The sequence below is a fragment of the Seonamhaeicola marinus genome, assembly GCF_008085455.1.
On sequence record NZ_VSDQ01000679.1, the window covers coordinates 338,897 to 361,517 of the forward strand.

Genomic DNA, 22,621 nt, shown 5'->3' on the forward strand with positions numbered 1-22,621 from the left:
ATAACATATGTTAAGTTCAAAACTACTGTTTTAATTAACAAACATATAAAAACACTTTAAAATAAATAAGAAAAGGTTTCTTTATATAATAATATTTTACTCAATTAATAGAATTATTGACTTTTCTGTAATATAAAACGAAAAGTAGAAATTAATGTTATGAACACTTTATATAATATTCATATTTCTTCTTTTAAATTTTAAAAAATAAATGATGGTTATTATAGTCTGTTAATAACTGGTATAACTTTCATAACATTTACTTTGAAAAGTATCTTATTTAATTTTGTTGATATGAAATTAACACCTTATGACAATGCTAACTATTTAAAAAAGAAGCGTATTGTTATTTATATTAACAATTGTTTATAACCTTATTCAACATGTAATTTTTGATAAAACTTTGCCTTAACATTGGTTAGTAATCTACTTTTTAGTGCTAATAACTTAACAAGAAATTTACATAAACTCTTTTGCATGTTATCTAAATGTTACGGATTGTAAAAAAATCTCATTTTTCCAAGTTTATTTTTTCCAAAACAATTAATAGATATTAACAACTCATTAAAAGTGTAGTTAACAGTTTTTGATTTAGTAACTTTACAGCAAAAATAATTACTCAAAATCTTAATATGACTATTTCTATAGGAAACGATCACGCAGGTACAGATTATAAATTCGCAATTATAGAGTTTTTAGAATCTCAAGGTATAACAGTTATTAATCATGGCACAGATAAAAATGACAGTGTAGATTATGCAGATTTTGTTCATCCTGTTGCAGAAGATGTTGAAAATGAAAAATCTAAGTACGGTATTCTTATTTGTGGAAGTGCAAATGGTGTTGCTATGACAGCGAATAAACATCAAAAAATACGTGCTGGTTTATGTTGGAATAAGGAAATAGTAGAGCTTATTCGTCAGCATAATAACGCTAATATATTATGTATTCCTGCGAGGTTTACTGCAATTGCTCAAGCAATTAAAATGGTAGAAACATTTTTAAATACTGAATTTGAAGGTGGGCGTCATCAAAATAGAATAGATAAGATACCTATTTCTTGCTAATGGGTCATTCTCATGACCATAAACATTCACATACACATACCGATTTAAAAGGTAGAAATCTTGTTGTTTCAATTTTTCTAAATATTTTAATAACTGCTGCTCAAGTTATTGGAGGTTTACTTTCTGGAAGCTTATCGCTCTTAAGTGATGCGCTTCATAATTTTAGCGATGTAGTTTCGCTTATAGTAAGTTATATTGCAAATAAGTTAGTTAGAAAAAAGGCTTCGTTACATAAAACTTTTGGATATAAACGTGCCGAAATTTTAGCTGCTTTCATTAACGCAGCTTCTCTTATTGTTATTGCTATATTATTAATTATTGAAGCTATTAACAGATTTAACAATCCTAAGGAAATTGAATCTAACCTCGTTATTTGGCTATCTGTTGTAGCAATCTTAGGCAATGGTTTTAGTGTTTTACTTTTACGCAAAGACTCTGAAACCAATATGAACATGAAGAGTGCCTATCTACATTTATTAACAGACATGATGGCAAGCGTTGCGGTGTTAATAGGCGGTTTATTAATGCAATTTTATAAAGTTTTTTGGGTTGATAGTTTATTAACATTTATGATAGCCTTGTATCTCATATGGATGGGTTGGGATTTACTAAAACAATCAACAAAAGTATTAATGCTATTTACACCAGATGATATCCCTGTTAGTAAAATTGTTGAAGAAATAAATACCCTTCCTTCTATAAAAAATATACATCATGTTCATATATGGCAATTAAATGAAGAAGAAACGCATTTAGAAGCACACATTGATTTTTATAAGGACATCACGCTTTCTGAGTTCGATGAGATTTTACATAAAATTGAAGCAATGGTTTTTGAGAAATACCATATAAATCATGTGAACATTCAACCAGAATTTGGTAAAGAGGATGCCAAAGATATTATTGTGCAAGATTGATACATTTAATGTTGAAATTAAAATATAAATCAAGTTAATTTAGAGAACTTACAGGAATTATAATGTTAGATATACAATTAAAGTATTTTAAAGAATTAACAACACAAGAATTGTATGATGTACTTCAATTACGAAGTGAAGTTTTTGTGGTAGAACAAGATTGTGTTTATCAAGATATAGATGGAAAGGACCAAAAAGCCATACATGTTTTAGGTTTTGAGGATAATTCTTTAGTTGCATATACACGAATTTTCAAACCAGGGGATTATTTTGAAGATGCCAGTATTGGCAGAGTTGTTGTTGCTAAAAATAAACGAGATAAAGCTTATGGAAAGTTAATTATGCAAGCTTCTATTAAAGGTGTTGAAGACGAATTTAACTTGAGTAAAATAAAAATTTCGGCTCAGCTTTATTTAAAAAAATTCTATTCAGACTTAGGTTTTAAGGCTATTGGAGAGGACTATTTGGAAGATAACATTCCTCATATTGCCATGATAAAAAACTAACGTTTTAATGTAAAATGTCCTTTTATTGGTATACCAGAATTGGTGTTAATAACAAACCAATAATCATCTGTATTCATTAAGTTACCATTAAATGTTCCATTCCATTCAAAGTTATTAGGTAAAAGCGATTTTAATAATTTTCCGTACCTATCATAAATATAAATAGAGGTAAAAGTATTTGTATTATCAATTACTCTCCATGTATCATTTGTACCATCATTGTTAGGCGTAAAAAAGCTAGGAATCCTATATTCGGTGTTAGATACAATAACATTAAAACTAGATTCATTAGAATAACACTGTGTACTATTATAAATGTAAATTGTTTGAGATGAAATTATGATTTCACCTGGAAAAAGTAGGATACCATTGCCATTAGATTCTGTGTAATAATTTCCATTAACAAGTGTTGGTAATGTATATGAAGTACCAATAAAATCATCTAAATCATCAACTAAAACTTGACTGCTACAATCGTTTGGAGAATTCACATAGTTGGTAAAAGATAAAGGCAACCAAGTAGAATGATTTCCACTTGGATTATCAACAATAACACAAGTTAAATCTGGATTAGAAGAAAAATTTATGTTCTGTATACCAGTATTATTACCATTTCTTATGTTTAAGGAACATAAGTTATTATTACTACAGTCTAAATTTATTAGTAATCCATTATTACTTAAATCTAATTCTGTGAGTTGGTTGTCATAACAAATTAATTTTCTGAGTTCTGAGTTTTGTGAAAGATCTAAACTTGTTATTTGGTTAGACTCACAATGAACTGCAGTTAAATTAGAGTTTAGGCTCAAATCTAAAGCAGTTAATAAATTATTACCGCAATGAAACTCTCCTAAATTTGTGTTATTTCCAATGTTTAAAGTACTAATTTGATTAAATCTACATGTAAAGTCGTTCAAATTTACATTGAACGAAACGTCTAAGTTAGTTAGGTTATTATTATCACATCTTAATGATAAAAGGCTTATGTTTTGCGTAAGATCTAAATTTGTTAATTGGTTATTAAAACACCAAAGTATTAACAAATCTGGACTATTACTTATATCTAAATCTAAGAGCTGATTACCTTCTATGTAAAGGTGAATAAGTTTAACGTTATTCGATAAATCTACATTTGTTAATTGATTCTCTTTACAATTAAATATTTGAAGTTCAATAAAATCTTCTATTCCGCTTAAGTCAGAAATATTAAGATTTTCAATGTCTAAATTTTGTAAAGTATTTATTTTAGAAGTAGGCACAATATCATTCATTAGACCATCTCCTAAACTATTAGGGTCTCCAATAGTAACAAGAGCTAGGTTTGCATCATGAGTTTCTAAATACATCTCAAAATTATCGTCTGGAACAGAAGTGTTTTGAGAGAAACTAAAAAAGCTTATAAGAACAAATAATAAAGAAGTTTTATAAAACATTACTGGTTTTTTCCAACGTAAGTAATAAGTATTTCTACACGTCTGTCAAATTTTGGATCGCCACCAAGCGGAAATTTGCGTCGCATACCCATGTATCGCATACGCCTTTTATCTACACCTTTTTTAGCAAAATATTCATAAACATATTTTGCCCTTGCTTCAGATAAATTACGTTTTTTAGTCTTTCTATCAACTGCATCTCTAGTGTATTTAGTACAGCATACGTGGCCTTGAATAGTGAAGTAAACATTATTACGTTCAACCAAAGCTTTGGCTATAGATTCTAAAGTTTTTTTAGATTCTGGATTAACTCTAGCATATCCAGTTTTAAATAGAATATTTTCAAAAATTATTTTATCGCCAACCTTAATATCACCTTTAATTTTATCGGATGTAGTTTCTTTTTTCACTACAACTTCCTTTACAACTTCTTTTGGTTTTGGTGGCTTAGGTTTAACAATTATTTCAACTTTTCTGTTTAAACCTCTTATTTTTATAATGTTGGTTTCATCTACAATTTTAAGTAGAATTTCTCCTTTACCATCTACATTGGTTATTAGATCTTCGCTTATTTCGTTTTCAGAAAATAAGGTTTTAATAGCATCTGCACGCTGTTGCGATAGCTTTAAATTATAGGTATCTGCTCCCCTATCATCACAGAATCCGTAGATAGAAATAGATTCAATATCTAAATCAGATAATGATGAAATAAATAATAATAATCTACTAGTTTCTGTTGAAGGAACTACATATTTATCTGTATCAAAATAGACTTCATGCGTTAGTTTTTGAGAGTAACTAACCTTGAATGAAATTATTAGGGATACTATTAAAATTTGAAGCTTATTCATTGTAGGTTCAAAATCATCTGGGATATAAATATAATATTTTTAGGGAATTAGCCCTTAAATACAGCGGTTTTTATGATAAATTACAAATACTAAAGGTTAAAAAACAATATCCCACTATTTTAAATACCCTGAATATGTAGATGTACTACCAAGAATCTCTGTAGCTTTTTTAATTTTTGGATCGTGAATTTTATAATACTCATACAAACCTTCTCGGTATGCATAACGTTTTACGATCTCTTCTGTTAATAACTCCAATAAATACGATTTATTTTCATTTATAACATCATTTTTAGAAGCATTTAAGTTGGCCATTAAGGTATTAAAGTCGTTTTCTATGTTATCATTTAACTCTTCTTTAGTTGCTGTTTCAAAGGCTTTAAAAAGTGCTTTTTCAGTTTCAGTTTTAAATGAAAAGTTATTGGTCTTTAAATACTTTTTAAAATCTGAAAAGTCAGAATCATTTAATTTTAAGGTATTAACATCGTTAAGTTTGTTGTTATAGTAATATTCCGTTGCAAAATTGAATACCAAATCATCTTTTAAAATAGCATTAGTAATTGTGGCATTCTTGGAGGCGTTAAAAACAACATCAGGGAATACACCACCACCATCAAAAACTTTACGGCCGTTACGAGTTTTAAACTCGTTATAATTTTCTTGTTTTACACGAACAGCTTCACCTTTTTCGTTTCTATTCCAATAGTCTAAAGATTGAATACATCTACCTGAAGGTGTGTAATATCTAGATATGGTAATTTTTACTTGAGTTCCGTAAGTAAGTGGTTTAGGGCGTTGTACTAAACCTTTACCAAAACTTCTAGAGCCTACAATAACGGCTCTATCTAAATCTTGTAAAGAACCTGAAACAATCTCACTAGCAGAAGCACTATTACCATCTATTAATACCACAAGAGGTATTTCTGTATCAATTGGTTCTGCTGGTGTATAATAGGTTTTATTATATTTTTTAACCTTAGATTTTGTGGTAACTACCAACTGCCCTTTTGGAACAAATAAATTCACAATTTTAATGGCTTCGTTCAATAAACCACCAGGGTTACCGCGTAAATCTAAAATAATGCGTTTAGCACCTTGGGCTTTTAAATCACGTAAGGCGTAATTAGTTTCTGCATGGGCTTTTCTATTAAATCTACTCAAAACAATATAACCAGTGTTATCTCCAATCATAGAAAAATGCGGTACCGCTTTAATTTCTACCTCGGCACGTTCTATTGTAGCGGTAGCTGTTTTACCTTGACGTTTATAAGTTACTTCTACAGATGAACCAGCTGTACCTTTTAATAAATCGCCGCTGGTATCATCATAATTTTCTACTAAGGTATTACCCACTTTTATAATTTCATCACCGGCTTTTAGGCCTGCTTTATCCGCTGGATAATCTTTATAAGGTTCTAAAATAACTAGCTTGTCTTTAAAGGTTTTTACTCTAGCCCCAATACCTGTATAATCACCAGTATTGTTAATTCTTGCCGCTTCTACATCTTGCTCATTTAAGAAGTTTGTGTACGGATCTAAATCGGCCAACATGCTTTTAATGGCAGTATCCATTAAATCACCTGGGTTGGTTTCATCAACATAATTCATGTTGAGTTCTTTAAAAAGCGTAGTGAAAATTTCAATTTGTTTAGCAATTTCAAAGAAGTCGTTTTTAAAAGCCGTGGTGCTTAAAAAAATGGTAGTAGCTAAAGTTAAGAGTACAAATTTATTTTTAACCAATTTTTTCATCTTCTATTTTATTTAAAAACTTTGTGAAAAGTTTATGCATGCGTTTTTCAACCTCTATAAACGTTGGTTTTTCTTTACCAATGTACAAAATCATAAACGCATATTGTGTTGTAATGTTGTTAAAATATGTGGCTTTATTAAGTCTGTAAGCCTCACGCATTAAGCGTTTTATTCTATTTCTATCTACAGCAGTCTTAAAATGGCGTTTACTCACAGAAACACCTGTTTTGGCTACTATAGAATCGTCTTCTAAATTGGTTTCTAGAAAGACCAAACGCAATGGAAAAGCAGATATCGATTGCCCTTCTGAAAACAATTGTTCTATTAGCTTTTTGCTTTTTAATTTTTCTTTTTTACCGTAAGTGAAATTCAAGTAGGATATTTTAGAATAGTCAAAGGTAGGAAAATAAAAGGATGGTTGGGTTAGGATATATATTTTGAGGATGGTTCGTTATAATGCAAAGATAAAGTTCTGTTTCAATACTGAAACAAGTTTAGCGCATGTGAACATTGTCAGTTTTTAAACGAAGTTAGCTGAAATTTTTTACAAAATCAATAATGTTTTGTTTAAAGAACCAATATTTGTACCATGATATAAATCATTGTTTAAGCCTTTAAACACCTCTAATTTAGCACTGTTAATGCAAAAAAATCACAGTGTTATGGGAGAACTAGAAGTTACACAGTTAAAAACCAAAAAAGATAGAGCCAATTACATTCATCATTTACTAAATGATATAAAAGCCCTAGAACTTATGATAGAAAAGGGCATGATAGATGAAGGCCCACTTAGAATTGGAGCAGAACAAGAATTTTGCTTAGTAAACCAAGACTTTTTACCAGAAAATAAATCTCTGGAACTTCTTAAGGACATTAACGATGACCATTTTACCACCGAAATTAGTAACTATAACTTAGAGATAAACCTTGATACCTTTCAATTAGGTAATACTTGCTTTTCTAAATTATATGAACAATTAGAAGCCCTACTAGATAAAGCAAGAAAAGCAGCTGCTAAAAAAGGTATTAAAATTGTTTTAACCGGTATTTTACCATCGCTAACGGTTAAGAATTCCGATGAACAAAACATGACCGAAGTGGAGCGTTACGCGCTTATTAACGACGCTATAAAAAGCTCAAGACGTCAAAATTTCGATATTCACATAAAAGGCGTAGATGAGCTTAACTTAATGCATGATTCTGTTATGCTAGAGGGTTGTAATACCAGTTTTCAAATGCATTTACAATTAGGCACAAAAGACTTTGTAGATAATTACAACTGGGCACAAGCCATTGCGGGCCCTATTTTAAGTGCTTGTACAAATTCACCATTATTGTTTGGTAAAGAATTGTGGAGCGAAACCAGAATAGCCCTGTTTACACAAAGTGTCGATACCCGTGCCAATTCTTATTTACTAAACGAAAAACAATCTAGAGTAAGTTTTGGTAACGATTGGCAACGTGGCACTATTACCGATATTTTCAAAGACAATATTTCTAGATTTAGAAGTTTTTTAACCACAAATTTCACAAAAAATAGTGTAGATATGCTTAATGATGGTGAAACACCACGATTAAGAGCATTAGGCTTACACAACGGTACAATTTATCCTTGGAATCGCGTTTGTTATGGTGTTTTAGATGGTAAACCCAACCTAAGAATAGAAAATAGGTACATACCTTCTGGCCCTTCAACTAAAGATGAAATTGCCAACTTTATGTTTTGGGTAGGCGTAATGTTAGGCAAGCCTAAGGAATACGAGAATGTAAATGAAAAATGGAGTTTTAAAGATGTTAAACGCAACTTCTTTAACGCGGCTAGATATGGTAAAGCTACGTTGTTTAAATGGAATGGGAAGGACATTTCTAGTCATGATTTAATTGTAAATGAGCTTTTACCAATGGCTTATAAAGGCTTGTATAAATTTGGTATTTCTCCACATGATGCAGAGCATTACTTAAAAATTATTAAAAATAGAGTGCACACTACCAGCGGGTCAGAATGGTTAACAAGTAACTACCGTAGTTTGCTTAAAGACTACAAGCCTTATGAGGCTATGCAAATTCTTACCGCAAATATGTATGAGAAGCAAGAAAAGGGCTATCAGGTTTCTACTTGGGGGCTTATAAATACTAATTTGGGTGATGCTTTTAAAGACAAGCGCGTAGTTAAACATATTATGAATTCAGATATTTTTTCGGTTAGAAAAAATGATAGTGTAGCATTAGTATTAAATATGATGCTTTGGAAAAACATTCATCATATGCCTGTGATTAATCAGGATGTTGAACTTATTGGTTTGTTAAGTTGGAATGATGTAAAAGCGTATTTAGATCATCCTGAAAAGTTAGATGAAAGTGTTAAAAGCATCATGAAAACCGAGATTATCACTGTTGATGAATACACACCAATTACCGAAGCCAAAACCCTAATGAAAGAACATAAAATTAATAGTTTACCCGTGGTTAGCCAAGATAAATTAATTGGCTTAATCACCTCAAATGATGTTTAGCATATGGCGGCCGTTTACAACAAGGCTTTAAATAAAACCGTTCATGTAGAAAGAATTATAGGCAAGGTTACTGGTAATAACCCAGGACCTACCTTTGTTGTTTTTGCAGGTATTCACGGTAACGAAACCTCTGGCATCTTTGCCTTAACCGAGGTTTTAAACACTTTAAATCCTGAAAATGTAAACGGTAATGTCTTTGCTATTGCAGGCAATTTAGAGGCTTTAAATGCACACCAAAGGTATGTAGACCAAGACCTTAATCGGCTTTGGACTCCAGAAAATATTGCCGCTATTCAAAAGAAAACAAACACAAATACCGACGAGAAGGAGCTTATACTTCTTTTAGATTTGTTAAATGATCTTTTAACAATTAATGAGCCTCCATTTTACTTTATAGACTTGCACTCTACTTCTAGTAGAACTTTGCCATTTATTACCATTAATGATGCGCTTATAAACCGAAAGTTCTCAAAACAATTTCCTGTACCAATTGTGTTGGGTATAGAAGAGTATTTATCTGGGCCATTGTTGAGTTATATTAATCAATTAGGTTATGTGTCTTTGGGTTTTGAATCTGGCCAACATGACGATATAAATACTATCATTAACAATGTGTCTTTTTTAAACCTGGCTTTAGTATATTCTGGAGTATTAGAAGAAACTTCAGTACCTAATTTTGAACATTATTATAATTCATTAAGGGCAAGGGCAAATAATATTCAGTACTTTTTAGAGATTATTCATTTGCATAAAATTAAAGCCGGAGAACGATTTAAAATGTTAAACGGTTTTAAAAGTTTTCAGGCTATAAAAAAAGATGTGCCTTTGGCTGTAAGCAACGGTTTAAATGTGTTTTCAAAATATAACGGACTCATATTTATGCCTTTGTATCAAAAACAAGGTTCTGAAGGGTTTTTTATAGCCAGAGTTATTGAACCATTTTATCTTAGATTATCAACGTTTTTAAGACGAATTAAATTTGATAGATTATTGGTGGCGCTTCCAGGTATTTCATGGTTTAACAAGCTTGAAGGCACCTTAAAAGTCAATTTAAATGTGGCTAAGTATTTTGCAAAATCTCTTTTTCATTTGCTTGGATACCGAAGTAGATTTACAGACAAAACACATTTAAGATTAAACAATAGAGAACGGGTTGCAAAAACCTATATGTATAAAAACCAAGCTTGGTATAATTAGGTATTATGACGATTGTTGAGGTAACACCAGATAACGTTTTAAAGGAAACATTCTTTTGTATTAAAGATAAAAAGAGGCATGGCTTTAAAGATAAATTGAAGTGGTTTGAGAAGCGCTATAAAGAAGGTTTAAGAATAAAAATACTTAAAGATGAAGCCAAAAAAATGATTGGTTTTATGGAGTATACCCCTGCTAATTATGCTTGGAGACCAATTGATGCAGACAATTTTATGTTTATTCATTGCACTTACATTTACTCTAAAAAAGATAGAAGTAAAGGATACGGTTCTATGCTAATTGAAGATGCAGAAACAGAGGCTAAAGCCAATGGAATGGATGGATTATGTGTTATGACTAGCAAGGGGGCTTGGTTGGCGGATAAAACTATTTTTGAAAACAACGGATTCCGGCATATTGAAACCAAGGATAGGTTCGACCTATTATCAAAAACATGGGGCGTAGACGCTAAGACGCCAAAGTTTTATGACTGGAGTAAGCAACAAAAAAAGTATCAAGGTTGGCATTTATTATATGCAGATCAATGTCCGTGGAATGAAAAATCTGTAGCGGCTATATTAAATGTTGCTATGGATTACGGTATACATATAACCGTAACAAAAATTAGCTCTGTTAAAGAGGCTAAAGCGGCACCTTCTGGATTTGGAGTTTTTAATCTTTTACGCGATGGAAAACTATTAGAAGATCACTACATAAGCGCTACACGATTTAAGAATATTTTAAAAAAAGAACTTGCTTTGTAAGCTTGGCAGTTATGCATACCGCTTCTTATTTCAACAAGGTATTAATAACCGCTTCTGGGATAAATGTTTTATAAAATTCTGCCATATTTTTATCAAACTCAAGCATTTTTAAGGCACCAGCTTTTGGATCATCTATTATTAAAATAACTTTATCTCCACTAATGGTGATATCTTTACCCTTACGTTCTACATTCTGACCTTTAAATTGGTTTTTAAATGTACTGGTCATAAAATCCACATAAACGTTAAACTCATCATCTTTTTGAGTTTCATTTTGTATAAAATGAAAGGTAAAAGAGCTTTCGTAATTTACATTGGCGTAAGTAACATCTTCATATGAAAATGCCATAGGAATATCTTTATAAGTCATTTTATTAAATGTTGTTGTAAAAGCTTCGTTGTTAAACGCTTTTTTCATTTGCCCTACTAACATATCTTTACTCATTAAATTTGTAAAACCTTCTGGCATATGATCAATTATTGCAGACCAATTACCTGCTTTAATTTCGGCAAAGTATGATGTAAAGAATGCCTTGGTTTTTTGAGTTAATTCTGAGGTAATTTCAATGGTTTTAACTTCTTGTGAAAATGATAAAGCTGAAATGAACAGGAGCAAAACTAAAATTGGTTTTTTCATGCTGGTTTTTTTTGATTGTTAGTTATCAATAAGATGATTTATAGGATCCTGTAAATTTACCGTTTTCCCATATACCAGACTGGTATTTATCGTTAGAAAAGAACATAACTCCTTCGCCATGGTAAAGATCATTTTTCCATTCTCCCCTGTAATATTTTCCATCTTTCCAGTCGTACTCGCCCGTTCCAGTTTTTTTCCCATTTTGAAATTCACCTAAATAGAGATCGCCGTTAGAAAAACTAAGTTTACCACAACTATGTCTTTTATTGTTTGAAAAGAAACCAGTATAGGAACTTTTATCGTTATAAATATAAACCCCTAAGCCATTATAACAATTACCCAAAATACAGCCAGTTGATTTTCCTGTACTCGTCATTTGGGTTTTCTTAGTAATTTTCATGTTGCTGTCTACTACTAAGCGATATATGATGTTTTCCTTACTGTTAAAATAATAGCCTTCTTTTCGATAAGCATCAATTAACATTTCTCCATTATTGTCTCTTTGATACAAGAACCTATAGTTTTTGTCATTATATAATCCGTTAAAATCTCTTAAGGTATATACTTGTTTAGATGTATTGTAGAGTAAACCAGCTCCTTGAGGTTTTCCATCTTTAAAAAAGCCTTCATATATCTGATTATGAATTAGTTTAACCTCGCCGTAGCCATTGGTATTATTACCTTTTATAAGTTCTCCCTTTAACACTTTGGCCATAGATTCATCTAGGCGCTTTTTACTTTCTTTTACTGAGCTTAAAAGCCTTTTTACATACTCACTGCTGTGTTCGGCTTTATAAATTTTAAAAGGTATTGCTGTTTTAAAGCCATTGAGGGACACACTATATTTCTGATTTTCACCTTGAATTATAAAATCTTTACCATCTTTAGACCACTTACTAAATTTTAATTTAGTTATTAATTTGCCGTTATCGTTGTAGGCATAAAACGTGTTCTTCTCGGTTTTGTACCAAAACCCATTTTTGCAATTGCTATAGCGAAGTTTTGCAATATGGTTCTTATTTTCTTCTTTGGTTACAAAGTTTGTAAGTTCGTATAGCGCTTTTGTTTTTGTATTAAAGCAAATTAAGTGGTCTTTTATATAAAAGTTTATACACTCATTAGCAATACTTTTACCATCTTCATATAGCCAAAAGGACTTACCTCCGTTAATCTTTTTCCAAGTATATTTTGATGTTGAAGCATTGCTTTGTTCTTGTGTTTTTACCTTTAAACGTAGTGTTTTTAAAATGTTTTCTACCTCACTTGTAATGTCTTTATATCCGGTAATATCGCCATTGCTATAGGTTATTTTTCTAATAGTTGGGTTTGGAAAGCTTGGGATGCCCATAGCATAACTTAGGTTTAGTAAATCTACTTTTACAATCCAATTACCATATGTGTCGTAATGATAGGCGTAGTTATTTGTTCGTATTTTTTGTCTTGAATAATTGGTTTCTTCTACAGCTGTAGCCACGTCCCCATTTTTGTTATAACTGTATTTAGATTTTATGGAACCATCTGTACTTTTATAGCTAATTAAACGGCGGTTATTATCATAAGTGTATAAATAGCTGGGTTTGGTGTTTTCGTCTTTATATTTTAAATACGATTTGGTTACAAGTCGGCTATTTAGTTGGTAATAATCTTTGTTAAAACCATTGTCTATTAAGTAACCATCTTTATATTTTGTATATGTTTTTGAGTTTTCTAAGGTAGAATTGGGGTAAATTGTTTTAATCACAAAGACATCTTTGTTAATGGCTATTTTTAAGAGATTATATGGATTCTTGTGTTCAATTAGTTCTCTCTTAGAATTGTATGTATAAGTGTATTCTGAACGTTTATTTTGATAAAGAACAGTCTTAGTTTTAATATTTCTTGACGTATTGAATTTTAGGTTTATAGTTCTTTGTAGGGAAGTATTAATTTCTTTTGAAGACGAACTTTGACGCTGATCATATTGATTTATAAGAACTTCTACTGGCGCTACACCTCCAAGTATAAAGAAACCATAATCCTTAGTAAGGCTAATTTCTGGATATCCTAAAATTTCGTTTTGAGATTTTTGTCCGTGAACAACAACAGCCAAGAAAACACATATGATAAAACTGTAAACTTTCATGAGTTAATTTTAACCCTAAAACTAACCCACGTTACCAAAATAGGCTATACGAAGAATTGCGTATTTTTAATAGATTAATTTCTTATTTATTAATCCATTTACCCACTTCTGGAGCTTGATAATTCTTCATTTTATCAATTAACTCATTTACATTATCGCTAACCAATAGCATTTGCCTATTAATGCTTTTTAATAGTCCTTTTTCAACCATAGTATTTAACAGGTTAACAAGATCATCATAATAGCCATTAACGTTTAAAATACCAATAGGTTTTTTATGTAAGCCTAATTGTCCCCAAGTAAGCATTTCGAATAACTCTTCTAAAGTCCCAAAGCCACCAGGTAAAGCAATAACACCATCGCATAACTCATTCATTTTAGTTTTACGTTCGTGCATAGTTTCAACAAGTATTAATTCTGAAATGCCTTTATGAGCCAATTCTTTTGAGGCTAAGAACTTTGGCAAAACACCTATTACTTTTCCTTTTTTTGATAGCGCTCCGTTGGCTATTGCACCCATTAAGCCAACATTTGCACCTCCGTATACTAGAGTAATATTTTGTTCCGCCAATGTTTCTCCTAACATTTTGGCATGTAATTCAAATTCAGGATCATTACCAAAACTCGAACCACAGAAAACAGTAATATTATGCATTTAAATAGATTAAAAAATTTATTCTAATTTAATCTTTTTGCTGAGATATATTAACGTGATTATATAAGTTTGAAACATTTAAGACAATTCTTCTATAGTCGAACAAACTTCCTATAGAATTCGTGTCTTTTACTTCTAAAATTACATGAAGTTGTTTTCCAGCAGCACCAGATGGAACATGCAATTTTGTTTTGATGTCATTAGGATTTTCGATAAAAACGGCTCCAGGGTAGGTTCCAGCTTCATTGTATATCCACCACTTATATTTAAGCGAATCTTTATCTGGATCTGATGAATTTGAAGCGTCTAAATCTAAAATATCTTCTGGCATTACGTTCATTTCTATAATTGAATTACTTGTATCATCACCAAATGCAGCAATGGGCTGGTGGTTGGCTTCATTATATGGTTTTACACACCAATCCATTCTACATTTAAAGTTGTTATACATGGCCTCTCGCCACCGCCATACCGGAACATAGTTTCCATGATAGAATTTTTTATCTTTTTCATTATACCAAACATCGCTAACTTCTCTATAGGTATAAAATGGCGAATTACTTTTTTCGTCTTTATAAATATCAAGATGTCGGGACCAAAAATCGGGAGCCTTTTCAATAGAAAATCTTCCGCCCCAACCACCCCAAGACGGATGGTTAATATCAAATAAGCCATGATTTACTAATCCTATCCAAGGAATTGTACCACCGCCTTCCATAAAGCCTAAACCACCATCTCTAAATCCATGATAGCGTCTCTCGGGATATACTTTACCAAGAGGGCCATGATTATTCATAGCATGTTCTTTTAGCCATTCATTTTGCCCACTAACATTATAGGCATAATTTCCCCAAAAATGAGGGCCTAAATTAACCGTTAAATCACCATCTTTTCCTCCAGGTCCACCATAGGCATAGGTTTGATAGTTACTTCTAATCCAGTGGATGTTTGGATAACGGCTACAAATCCAAGCACCAGCATTATCCTGGGCTCCATTTTCAAAAACACGTAATTTTGAAATGGCTTGTTTCAGTGCAGATGTATTATGTTTATTTTCAAAATCTAAAAGTGCTTGAGCGAGTGTATTAGAACCTGCGTTAACAACTACCCAAATGGGGGTATCGTCTTCTTTTTCTAAAGATTTAATTATCAATTCTGATCCTTTAGATTGTTTTCCTTCACCAACATCTTCAATCCCATATCCAGTTTGCCCACTACAAACAATTGAATGCAAATACGCTGCAGAATGCCAACCCGTATCGTGTTTTTTTAAGTTGTCTAATACCTTCTCATAAGCATCAATAATATTGTGAAATAGTTCAGGGTGAGTTACTCTGCGATATACTTCATTAGATTCAGGACGTAAATATTTTCCAGTAACTGCTATAAGTCCTTCTGGATAAAACTCATTAGAACAAAGCATCATATGAACCATTTGTTGTACTTCATCGGGTTCATTTCCCATATCGGCAAGAATTATTAAACGAACTCTTTCATCTGTCTGAGTATAACTATTAGTAATACTTAAAACTAGAAAAGTTAGCAGGAATATTTTTTTCATCATAAAATGCATTTAAATGTTTAGTTGTAAGGAACTACTAAGGTAATTATTAATAAAAAAACCATTGAATTTCAATGGTTTATTATGTTATTTTTACACTTATGTAAAGTTGGTTGCTAAGTAAATTAAATAGAATTTATTTAGGCTCTCGCATTATCTTCTCTAACTTTCTTCCTTTAGCCAACTCATCTATGACTTTATCTAAATAACGTGCTTTTTTGGTTAGTTCGTTATCTATTTCTTCAATTCTATAACCACAGATAACCCCTTTTATCAAATGGGCATTGGGGTTTAAATCTGCACGTTCAAAAAAGGTTTTAAAGGTTACCTTTTCTTCTATAAGTTCATTAAGTTTTTCTTCATTAAAGCCTGTAAGCCACTCTATAACAGTGAATAGCTCTTCTTTAGTTCTACCCTTCTTTTCTATTTTAGTAACATAATGCGGAAAAACAGAGAAGAATTTCATATTTGCTATGCGTTCATTATGTTCTGGAGTAGTTTTCATAGTTTTTTAGGCTTTTTGAAGCTCAAAAACAGTAATTTCTGGCCTCACATTAAATCTTACTTGAAATAAATGGCCAAGAGCTCTATTTACATAAAGCATTCTGCCATCTTTTAAATCAACTTCTCCCTGAGCGTAATTTTTATTTCTAATAGGAAGTATAGGAGCTCTTAAAAAAGGAGGTTTACACTGACCGCCATGAGTATGACCAGAAAGAATCCAGCCTTGGTAGCCATTCCAAACATCTAAATCGCATACATCTGGATTATGGCATAAAAGAATATTAGCAATTGAAGCATCGTAATACACCATAACATCTTCTGGAGAAAAATTTGGCGACCAATAATCATCAAATCCAATAATGTTTAGGCCATCAAAAGTTTCTTGAGTATTTTTTAAAATAGAAATACCGTTGTCTTCTAATTGTTCGGTGATTTGAGCAGCTACATGTTTTTCAGACCAATCTTTTCCGTAATCATGATTACCTAAAACCCCAACAGTTGCAATGTTACCCTTTACGGCATGTTGTAAAACTTCATTTAATTGGCCGTATTGAATGTTGTCTTCGTAATTGATAAAATCTCCTGTATAAACAACATAATCGGGATTAAACTCTTGAGCCTTTTGAAAAGATTCAATAATGAAATTATAATCAAACCTATTACCAACATGCATATCACTAATTTGCATGAGTGTTTTACCAACTAAATGATCTGGAAGATTGGTAATAGGCATTTTACGCTTAACAAACTCTAACCAAAATGGTTCAATTTGCCAAGTATAAAGCCCAGTTAAAATACTGGTACCTAATAAACCCCATAGTCCTTTTTTTAAGAACTTTCTTCTTTTCATTTAGTTGCTCTTTTTTGAGTGTAAGATTTGTAATCCTAAATTTAGGAAATACAAATTTAATAATTTTGCTAAATAGATTATTAAGAACTAGTTAATCTTATTTTGGTAAGTATCATCACTGTTGTAAATGTCAGTCATACTAAAGGCTTTTAGACTAGACCATTTAGAATTTAAATGATCTCATTTTTCTCTTGCTTCTTTTAGAGTATGGCCATGCCCATTTTCTATGTATCATATAACGGTTTGAACCCCCTAATATCATCCCCCCTTTTTCTACTTTTAAGACAATGGCTATGTACTATTTTAGAGGTATTTAAAAAAGAAAAGCACTTCTAAATCTAGAAGTGCTTTTAATATATATTTTAAGGAAACCTTATTTTTTATTATTCCTTTTGTTTACATCGGCCATCATATTTGTAGGATCAATTTGAACACTTTGAACCTCTTTTGATGTTTTAAATGTATACTCAGGATATGCCCAAGCCCAATCTTTAATAATTGTAGCTGAGGTTGGTTTTTCACCACGCATCATTTGTAAAGGAATATAGAAATCTTCCTTAGAGCCATCTTTATAAGTTACCTGTAAATCTATGGGCATTGGCATTAAACCGACACGTTCTAAAGTAATGGTATTGCCTTCAATAGATTTCACACCGTAATCTATGGTATTTATGGTTTGCGTAAAATCTGTTAAATACCAGTCTAGTTCTAAACCAGAAACTAATTCAGCTGTTCTAATGATATCTAGAGGTTTTGGGTGTGTGAATTTATAATCATCAAAAAATTTCTTAATAGTTAGGTCTAAATTGTCTTCACCAATTACATAGCCCAATTGTGCTATAAACACTGCTCCTTTTACATAGGTTGCTACACTGTATGCACTGTTATAGGCATACCTATCTGAATGGGTTGTCATGGGTTGTTCAAGCTCTGTTGAAGCAAAACCAATATAACTTGAATAAAGCCTTGACAATGGATTATCTTTAGGATTATTGGACAACTCATTCTCGGCAAGTGTTGAAATATAGGTGGTAAACCCTTCATCCATCCAAGCATGTTTTGCTTCGTTAAAAGCTAATACAAACTGGAACCAAGAATGTGCTAGTTCATGAGCGGTAACCCCAACTAAACTACCAAATTTACGCTGACCAGTAATTAGTGTACACATGGCATATTCCATACCACCATCGCCACCTTGAATAACGGTGTATTGTTTATATGGATATGGTCCAATATGTTCGTTAAAAAACTTCATAAGCGCTGCTGTTTTTGGCTGAAGTTTTTTCCAATTATCTAAATAGTCTTTAGAAAGGTCTTTTTTGTAATAGAAATTAAGTGTTGGTCCATTTGGTATTTCATATACATCATGAATATAGTCTGGATCTGCTGCCCAAGAAAAGTCGTGTACTTTAGGTGCTATATAGTGAAGCGTTTTTTTACCATTTTTAGCTTTAGATTCACTTTGAAGATAACCAGAACCACCTACTATATACTTCTCATCTATGGTTAGCTTAATATCAAAATCACCCCAAACACCATGAAATTCTCGTCCAATGTATGGGTCTGCATGCCAACCTTCTATGTCATATTCCGCAAGTTTAGGGTACCATTGTGTCATAGATAAAGCAACGCCTTCTTTGTTATTGCGTCCTGAACGTCTAATCTGAGCAGGTACTTGAGCATCAAAAATCATATCGAAAGTAACTTTTTCGCCTGGTTGAATAGGTTTAGCTAAATCAACCTCTAAAACAGTACCAACGGTTTCATGTTTTAAAACAGCTCCATTTTGCTTCAAGGAATGCACTTTAATATAGCCAATTTCATTAGGTTTTAATTCGCTTATACGATTGCCTACTCTTGGATCCGGATCTGAAATCGTTCTTGAACGAACATCCATTTCACTTCCTGGTTGAAATGCATTAAAGTACAAATGATAAAATACTTTATTTAAAACATCCGGAGAGTTATTAGTGTAAACCAATGTTTGCTTTCCTTTATATTGATAGGTGTTAACATCCATATCAATCTCCATTTTATAATCTACATGCTGTTGCCAGTAGGAGGAAGAAGTGCTCTTTCCGTTTAATACATAAGGAGGTGCAGGCGTCTTTGGTGATGCAGGCACTACAGTTTTAGTCGTTCCGCAAGCACTAAAAGTAATTACACTTAAAAAAGCTATAATTAATCTGTTCATTGATTTACACTTTAGTTTAAAATTTATTTTTAACAAATGCCTCCTTGTTTGGAGGCATTGAGGTAGTTTATTACTTAGCCATTTTAGACGCCATAATTAAGGCATTATAGGCATTAACTATTTTTCCTGATTTTACAATATCTTCATAAGGTCTTACATCTTCGCTATTACCACCAACTATTACTTTGGTATGAATAGGTAAGCCAGAATCCATAATTATTTGTTTTACTTGAGCAGCGCTTAAACTTGGGTAATAAGAACGAATTAAAGCGGCTACACCAGCAACTGCAGGAGCTGCCATAGACGTACCTCCTTTAGTATCGTATTCGTTTTCTGGAGTAGTAGAGTATACTTTTGCACCAGGTGCAAATACATCTACGTTTTTCTTACCATAGTTTGAAAAACCTGCTAATAAGTTAGAACCATATTTTGGAGCTAGTGCACCAACTCTAATGTAGGTATTTGAAATTTCGTTATAGTCTACGTTATCATCAGGAAAGTTAGGTTCTGTATCAACATCTTTACTATCATTTCCTGCAGCATGTACAAAAACAACATCTTTTTCACTTGCATATGCAATAGCTTCTCTTACATAAGCACTGTGCGGAGAAAAGCTTTTACCAAAGCTTCCGTTAATTACTTTAGCGCCATTATCTACCGCATATCTAATGGCTAATGCCACGTCTTTATCGTATTCATCACCATTTGGAACAGCTCTAATACTCATAATTTCAACATTATTAGCCACACCATTAGCACCTTTACCATTATTTCTTTCGGCTGCTATAATTCCAGCTACGTGTGTACCGTGGCTTTCACTTTTCTTTACTGGTTTTACATTACCGTTACCATAACCTTTAGTTGAAAAATTGTTTGGATCATCGCCGTTAACACGACCATTAAAATCTTTGTTTAAGTTGTAATTTAAACGTTCTGTAATGCTCTCTAAACCATCAGTAAGTTCTTTAATAGCTTCTGGCAAAGATTCTAAATCATTACTATACATAAATTTTGCTAATTGAACAGCTTGTTGTAAAGCTTGGTCTTCGGTCTTAACAGCATTAACTTCTGCCTTTGTATAGTCCTCTTTTCCAAAATGAGCTTTAAACGTTTCATGAGCACCTTTAACTTGTGTTAATATTTGCTCATAACGTGTTTTGCGCTCTACCCATTTAGGATATTCGGCATCATATTCTGCCTGAGCTCTTTCGTAATCTGGATTAGATTTATCGCCGCTTGCCAGAATTCTAACAAATTCTAATTGTTCATTATAACCATCTCCTAAAAAGTTCCATCCGTTAACATCATCTACATAACCATTTTTATCATCGTCTTTACCGTTATTTGGCTTTTCTCCTTTGTTTACCCAAATAACATCATCTAAATCTTCATGATCTATGTCAATTCCCGAGTCAATTACAGCAACAATAACTTTTTTACCCTTTTTATTTTTTATGATTTCTGCATAAGCTTTATCAACACTCATACCTGGTATTGTATCCTTAACTAAATCTAAGTGTCCCCAGTTTTCTTTTTCTGCTTTAGTTAATTCTGAAATCTTTAAAGGTGTGTTGTCAATATTTTCAACTGGCGTAGAGATAATAGGAGCTGTAGAACCACAGCCTGTCATTAACGCAGCTGAAAATGCTGTAATAGTTAAAACTTTTAATGTTCTCATTTGTGTTTTATTTAATTAAATATATCCTGTGCGGAGTGAATGTCTTTTAACCGTACTCCTTTTTCGGTCTTTTTTACTGTAATTATTTCGTTGTGCGCATCGTGTTCTAAGAATAAATAATACGCATTCTCGGCAGCTAAATTTAGAAACTTTTCTTTCTCATCTAATGTTAATAGCGGCCTAGTATCATAACCCATTACGTAAGGCAATGGTAGATGACCTGCAGTAGGTAAGAGGTCTGCCATAAAACAAATAGTTTTTCCTTTGTAATTAATCATAGGAATCATTTGCTTGTCTGTATGACCATCTGCAAAAAAGATATCGAATCCTAATTCTGAATTCTTTAAAATAGCATTATTGGGAATAGCCGTAAATTTTAATTGCCCACTTTCCTCCATAGGAAGAATATTTTCTTTCAAAAAAGAAGCACGTTCACGTCTGTTAGGTTGTGTAGCCCATTGCCAATGCTCTTTATTGCTCCAAAATGTTGCATTTTTAAATGCAGGTTGATACCCAGTTTTATCTTTATTCCATTCAATACCACCACCACAATGGTCAAAATGAAGGTGTGTTAAAAATACATCGGTAATATCATCTTTATGAAAACCATATTTTTTTAAAGAAGACTCTAAAGAGGCGTCTCCCCATAAATGATAATACCCAAAGAATTTCTCAGATTGTTTGTTACCCATGCCATTATCTATGAGAATAAGTCTGTTGCCATCTTCAATAAGCAGGCACCTTGCAGTTAAATCAATCATGTTATTAGCATCTGCAGGATTAGTCCTTTGCCATAAAGTTCTTGGAACCACACCAAACATAGCACCGCCGTCTAACTTAAAATTTCCAGCGTTTATAGGGTATAATGTCATAGTTTGTAAAATTAAAAAAATCGTAACAAAAACCGTGTTTTGTTAAGAATTTATTAAGATTAAAATAATTATTAATTATTCTTAATTCTATGAGTTTTAGTTCTTAATTTTGCCATTCAATAAAAAAAGATATTCTAATTGAAAGGTTTTTTTACCTTCATATTATTCTTGGCTTTTGCGTTTAGACCAATGTATAACGTCGGTTATTTAGCTTATTATGAGTTAAATATTGATTATATCATTGAGACGTATTGTGTTAATAAAGAAGAGCCAGAATTAAAATGTAATGGTAAGTGTCACTTAGCTAGTAAGTTAAGTGGTAGTTTAAACACAAATAAAGAAGAACCTTCTGCACTTACTTCTATTTTTGAGGCCTTTGTGCCTGTATACTATCATGAGTATGAGCTGCATAAATGTTTAAAATTATCAGATTTCTTTACTGAAAATAATTGGGGGTATACCAAGCTATTTACTTCTCTAAACTTCGATAAAATTACGCCTCCTCCAAGGGTATAAATTGCTATTTCAGTTACCATAATGATGTTTTCCAGATA

At 31.9% G+C, this 22,621-nt stretch carries 20 protein-coding genes; 7 read left to right on the plus strand and 13 right to left on the minus strand.

Annotated features, from left to right (window positions below; genetic code table 11):
* Positions 1-632: 632 nt before the first annotated feature.
* The 3 genes from rpiB to FUA24_RS12685 all read left to right on the plus strand — a co-directional run bounded on the left by rpiB (position 633) and on the right by FUA24_RS12685 (position 2,490).
* Entirely contained in the window at positions 633-1,067 is a 435-nt protein-coding gene (rpiB, locus tag FUA24_RS12675) for a ribose 5-phosphate isomerase B (RefSeq protein WP_148542851.1), read from the plus strand.
* Complete coding sequence (locus FUA24_RS12680; RefSeq protein WP_148542853.1) at positions 1,067-1,984, plus strand: cation diffusion facilitator family transporter; 918 nt, start codon at positions 1,067-1,069, stop codon at positions 1,982-1,984. Before rpiB ends, FUA24_RS12680 begins: the two co-directional genes overlap by 1 nt.
* A 62-nt stretch (positions 1,985-2,046) precedes the next feature.
* Positions 2,047-2,490: a GNAT family N-acetyltransferase gene (locus FUA24_RS12685; protein ID WP_148542855.1), complete on the plus strand. Its 444-nt coding sequence runs from the start codon at positions 2,047-2,049 to the stop codon at positions 2,488-2,490.
* Here FUA24_RS12685 and FUA24_RS12690 read toward each other — a convergent pair.
* The 4 genes from FUA24_RS12690 to rnpA form a co-directional block, all read right to left on the minus strand.
* Entirely contained in the window at positions 2,487-3,923 is a 1,437-nt protein-coding gene (locus FUA24_RS12690; RefSeq protein WP_148542858.1) for a T9SS type B sorting domain-containing protein, read from the minus strand. The genes FUA24_RS12685 and FUA24_RS12690 overlap by 4 nt on opposite strands.
* Positions 3,923-4,774, minus strand: coding sequence for an OmpA family protein (locus FUA24_RS12695; protein WP_148542860.1), 852 nt, complete (start codon positions 4,772-4,774; stop codon positions 3,923-3,925). Before FUA24_RS12695 ends, FUA24_RS12690 begins: the two co-directional genes overlap by 1 nt.
* A gap of 114 nt (positions 4,775-4,888) precedes the next feature.
* Positions 4,889-6,523, minus strand: a complete 1,635-nt coding sequence (locus FUA24_RS12700; protein WP_148542862.1) for a S41 family peptidase — start codon at positions 6,521-6,523, stop codon at positions 4,889-4,891.
* Positions 6,507-6,896, minus strand: a complete 390-nt coding sequence (gene rnpA, locus FUA24_RS12705; protein WP_148542864.1) for a ribonuclease P protein component — start codon at positions 6,894-6,896, stop codon at positions 6,507-6,509. Before rnpA ends, FUA24_RS12700 begins: the two co-directional genes overlap by 17 nt.
* A gap of 268 nt (positions 6,897-7,164) precedes the next feature.
* Here rnpA and FUA24_RS12710 point away from each other — a divergent pair, with 268 nt between their 5' ends.
* Genes FUA24_RS12710 through FUA24_RS12720 form a run of 3 tightly spaced genes read left to right on the plus strand, consistent with a single transcriptional unit; the run spans position 7,165 to position 10,994 of the window.
* Positions 7,165-9,036 carry a CBS domain-containing protein gene (locus tag FUA24_RS12710; RefSeq protein WP_246147046.1) on the plus strand — a complete coding sequence of 624 codons (1,872 nt, stop codon included), beginning with the start codon at positions 7,165-7,167 and terminating at the stop codon, positions 9,034-9,036.
* A 3-nt stretch (positions 9,037-9,039) separates the two neighbouring features.
* The gene (locus FUA24_RS12715; RefSeq protein ID WP_148542866.1) at positions 9,040-10,233 is read left to right on the plus strand and encodes a succinylglutamate desuccinylase/aspartoacylase family protein; all 1,194 of its coding nucleotides are present in this window, start codon (positions 9,040-9,042) and stop codon (positions 10,231-10,233) included.
* Between the two features lie 5 nt (positions 10,234-10,238).
* Positions 10,239-10,994 (plus strand): GNAT family N-acetyltransferase, encoded by a 756-nt coding sequence (locus tag FUA24_RS12720; protein WP_148542868.1) that lies wholly within the window; start codon positions 10,239-10,241, stop codon positions 10,992-10,994.
* Between the two features lie 25 nt (positions 10,995-11,019).
* Here FUA24_RS12720 and FUA24_RS12725 read toward each other — a convergent pair whose 3' ends face one another.
* The 9 genes from FUA24_RS12725 to FUA24_RS12765 all read right to left on the minus strand — a co-directional run bounded on the left by FUA24_RS12725 (position 11,020) and on the right by FUA24_RS12765 (position 22,067).
* On the minus strand, positions 11,020-11,631 hold the full coding sequence (locus FUA24_RS12725; protein WP_148542870.1) for a hypothetical protein: 612 nt from the start codon (positions 11,629-11,631) through the stop codon (positions 11,020-11,022).
* 25 nt (positions 11,632-11,656) lie between these two features.
* The gene (locus FUA24_RS12730; protein ID WP_148542872.1) at positions 11,657-13,753 is read right to left on the minus strand and encodes an MORN repeat-containing protein; all 2,097 of its coding nucleotides are present in this window, start codon (positions 13,751-13,753) and stop codon (positions 11,657-11,659) included.
* Positions 13,754-13,835: 82 nt separating this feature from the next.
* Positions 13,836-14,408, minus strand: coding sequence for an LOG family protein (locus FUA24_RS12735; protein ID WP_148542874.1), 573 nt, complete (start codon positions 14,406-14,408; stop codon positions 13,836-13,838).
* Between the two features lie 28 nt (positions 14,409-14,436).
* Entirely contained in the window at positions 14,437-15,972 is a 1,536-nt protein-coding gene (locus tag FUA24_RS12740) for a nucleoside hydrolase-like domain-containing protein (RefSeq protein WP_148542876.1), read from the minus strand.
* Between the two features lie 133 nt (positions 15,973-16,105).
* Positions 16,106-16,474 (minus strand): DUF2200 domain-containing protein, encoded by a 369-nt coding sequence (locus tag FUA24_RS12745; RefSeq protein ID WP_148542878.1) that lies wholly within the window; start codon positions 16,472-16,474, stop codon positions 16,106-16,108.
* Positions 16,475-16,480: 6 nt separating this feature from the next.
* Complete coding sequence (locus tag FUA24_RS12750) at positions 16,481-17,323, minus strand: metallophosphoesterase (RefSeq protein WP_148542880.1); 843 nt, start codon at positions 17,321-17,323, stop codon at positions 16,481-16,483.
* A 373-nt stretch (positions 17,324-17,696) separates the two neighbouring features.
* Positions 17,697-19,517: a M1 family metallopeptidase gene (locus FUA24_RS12755; RefSeq protein ID WP_148542882.1), complete on the minus strand. Its 1,821-nt coding sequence runs from the start codon at positions 19,515-19,517 to the stop codon at positions 17,697-17,699.
* A 70-nt stretch (positions 19,518-19,587) separates the two neighbouring features.
* On the minus strand, positions 19,588-21,195 hold the full coding sequence (locus FUA24_RS12760) for a S8 family peptidase (RefSeq protein ID WP_148542884.1): 1,608 nt from the start codon (positions 21,193-21,195) through the stop codon (positions 19,588-19,590).
* Between the two features lie 11 nt (positions 21,196-21,206).
* Positions 21,207-22,067, minus strand: coding sequence for an MBL fold metallo-hydrolase (locus tag FUA24_RS12765; RefSeq protein ID WP_148542886.1), 861 nt, complete (start codon positions 22,065-22,067; stop codon positions 21,207-21,209).
* A 138-nt stretch (positions 22,068-22,205) separates the two neighbouring features.
* On the opposite strand from FUA24_RS12765, the gene FUA24_RS12770 reads away from it, so the two are divergent.
* Complete coding sequence (locus FUA24_RS12770) at positions 22,206-22,583, plus strand: hypothetical protein (protein WP_148542888.1); 378 nt, start codon at positions 22,206-22,208, stop codon at positions 22,581-22,583.
* The last annotated feature ends 38 nt before the right edge of the window (positions 22,584-22,621 follow it).